The organism is Sutterella sp. (assembly GCF_030539355.1).
Classification (GTDB): Bacteria; Pseudomonadota; Gammaproteobacteria; order Burkholderiales; family Burkholderiaceae_F; genus Sutterella.
Genome location: NZ_JAUNSF010000181.1, coordinates 1 through 2,511, shown reverse-complemented (window position 1 = coordinate 2,511; position 2,511 = coordinate 1). Strand labels below are relative to the sequence as shown.

Below are 2,511 nucleotides of genomic sequence, written 5' to 3'. Positions count from 1 at the left end.
TTCAGACGCCGGGCATCCCGCGCGTGCGGCACTTGATCAAAAGGCGTATTCACACCGTCGGAAAGCGGTGTCATAATTTGGATATAGACAGCCTTCTCAGGCATGTCTTGAAACAGTCATCAGAACCGGTGGAGTTCTCGATCATGACAAAGTCCCTCACGAATCCCGTCGCCATGCATCTCAGGCTCGAGACTGACACGGGCCGCCAGTCGCTCTACCAGGAGTACCACGGGATCGAGCTCACGATCCACGAGGTGCACGCCATCTCCCGCGTGCAGACCTCGATCTACGGCGGCAGGACCGTGCTCGACTTCCTGATGACGCGCCCCGACGGCGCGGCGAGCGAGGAATTCAAGGAATACCTCGAGAACAACTGCGCCGGCCTGATGGACGAGAAGAGCGCCCGGGAGCTCAGCTCCAGGAAGGGCGGCGAGGCCGCGAAGCTCATTGACGCCGTCGCCGAGGCCCGCGAGGAGTTCGAGCGCATGCACACGGGGCTCGACGAGGAGGAACTCCTGCGCGAGCTCTCGATCCTCTTCCCCTATGAGCCGCTCTTCAATTCGAGGAAGCTCAACTGAAACGCGCCTGAGCCCTGAAGGTTAAGGGCCTCAGACTGGCAACCGACTGGAACCGAAGGCTGTCCGGATCACCCGGGAAAGGTCTTCGGTTCTTTGCTGTCATTCGGAGGTCGATCCGTCTTCCTCGCCCTCGAGGGGCGCATTGAGATCGAACTCCACCCCGCGGGTGAGTTCAATGATTTCCCGGACCTGGTCCTCGTTCACGGGGATCAGCCTTGAAGGGTTTGCCTCAATGTCCCGGGAGATGAATCCGAGCCAGGCGCCGAGATGGAGGTCCTCGCCAGCCGCAGCCTTCATGGCCGCAGCCAGCTCGGTGAGGGGCAGGGGATCGGCGGCGTCGGAGCGCCCCCCGGCATTGTCATCTGTGACCCCGAGGGGAATCCTCGCGGATCCTGAATCCTCTGCCGTCATTACATTCTCCCTGTTGGTCAATGTTGCTGTCCGAGCGACAGTCTACAGCGTATTGACGGAGCAGGAAAGCGCCGGTAAATGACGTACTCAGTCCAGGATCCTGTTCCTCAGCCCCGGGAGCGCCATCGCGCACACCGGCAGGAGCCAGAGGAAGCAGGCCGCCGGGATGCAGGTCACCGGCGCCCCGATCGAGGTGAGCGGCACCGCGCAGGCGATGGACCACGGAATGAGCGGTGCGATCACGATCGCGGTGTCCTCGAGCGCGAGCGCCATGCGCTGGCGATCGGGCTCCACGTCGCGGCAGAGCTCGCGCGTGAGCATGGTCGGGATCACCTGGTTGCAGCCCACGACCGACGTGACCACCGACGACGCCGTGATCGCGCCGAAGGGCGTGAGCTTCTTCGCGAGCGCCGGCATGTGTCCGCGGATCCCCGAGAGGAGCCCCGTCGCCTCGAAGATCCCCGAGTAGGTCGAGGCGATGAGCAGAATGCCGCAGACATTGAACATCGAGACGAGCCCGCCGCCGTTCATCATGTGGGCGATATCAGCTTCCCGGGCGGTGAAGCCCGTCAGCAGAAACCGGGCGAGGTCCGCGGCCGGCGTTCCCTGGACCCACATCGCCACGCCCACGGCTGCGAAGATGCTCGCCGCCATGCAACAGCGGATCGAGATGCGGAAGAAAACGAGCCCGAAGAGCACCGCGGCCGGGATGAGCGTCGCGAGCGAGAGATCGAACTCGCGCGCGAAGAGGGCGGTCACGTCAAGGGTCTCGCCCTTCGCGGGGAAAAGGAAGCCCGCGGCCGCGTAGATCGCGCAGGCGAGAAGGAAGGGCGGCGCGCCGGTCAGGGCCATCAGGCGCACGTTCTTGTAGAGGCTCGTCCCTGTGATGGCGGCGACGAGCGAGGCGCTCGTCGAGACGGGCGAGCACCGGTCACCGACATAGACGCCCGACAGAATCGCTCCGCCCGCGAGGATGGGCGAGATGCCCATCGCATCCGTCATCGTCATCGAGATCACGCCCATCGTGGCCGCGGTGCCGTAGGAGGTGCCGGTGAGGACCGAGAGGAGGGCGTTGAGCACAAAGGCGAGCACAAGGGCCGAGCCCGGGGTGATCAGGTCCGTGAAGAGGCTCACGAGGGTCGCGATCGTCCCCGAGGCGCGCCAGGAGGCCGTGAGCATGCCGATCAGTAGGAGCGCGATGATGATGCCCGAGGTCGTCTTCAGACCCTGAATCGCCGGGACGCGCATCTTCTCGAAGGGCACGCCCTTCGCGAACCCGTAGCCCACGAAGAGCGCCAGGCCGAAGGCGAGCGCAAGGAGCACCGGGAGCCCGAGCACGAGGCAGGCGAGAAGGCCGAGGCAGAAGAGGCCGATGACGAGGGTCGGAGACATGGCGGGCAAGAGGCGGAATTCAGACGGGGAGAGGGACCCGAAATGTCAAGCTTAGGCATCCGCAGCCGCGGCCGCCTCAGCAGAAACGGCATGCCATCTGCCTGTCCGATCAAGCGCCGCCGTTCGGTCG

3 protein-coding genes are annotated in these 2,511 nt (G+C 64.8%); 1 reads left to right on the top strand and 2 read right to left on the bottom strand.

Translation table 11 applies throughout. The features are described from left to right. The first annotated feature begins 143 nt into the window (after positions 1-143). On the top strand, positions 144-578 hold the full coding sequence (locus tag Q4F91_RS13325) for a hypothetical protein (protein WP_303338218.1): 435 nt from the start codon (positions 144-146) through the stop codon (positions 576-578). 99 nt (positions 579-677) lie between these two features. On the opposite strand, the gene Q4F91_RS13320 is transcribed toward Q4F91_RS13325, so the two are convergent. Together Q4F91_RS13320 and Q4F91_RS13315 are read right to left on the bottom strand one after the other, a co-directional pair. After that, a complete protein-coding gene (locus Q4F91_RS13320; RefSeq protein WP_303338217.1) occupies positions 678-1,010 on the bottom strand; it encodes a hypothetical protein in 333 nt (110 codons plus the stop codon). Positions 1,011-1,076: 66 nt separating this feature from the next. Beyond that, positions 1,077-2,381, bottom strand: a complete 1,305-nt coding sequence (locus Q4F91_RS13315; RefSeq protein WP_303338216.1) for a Na+/H+ antiporter NhaC family protein — start codon at positions 2,379-2,381, stop codon at positions 1,077-1,079. Positions 2,382-2,511 lie beyond the last annotated feature (130 nt).

Coding starts and splice junctions, on each gene's coding strand:
- Q4F91_RS13325 (WP_303338218.1), top strand. CDS start 144: ATGACAAAGTCCCTCACGAATCCCGTCGCCATGCATCTCAGGCTCGAG.
- Q4F91_RS13315 (WP_303338216.1), bottom strand. CDS start 2,381: ATGTCTCCGACCCTCGTCATCGGCCTCTTCTGCCTCGGCCTTCTCGCC.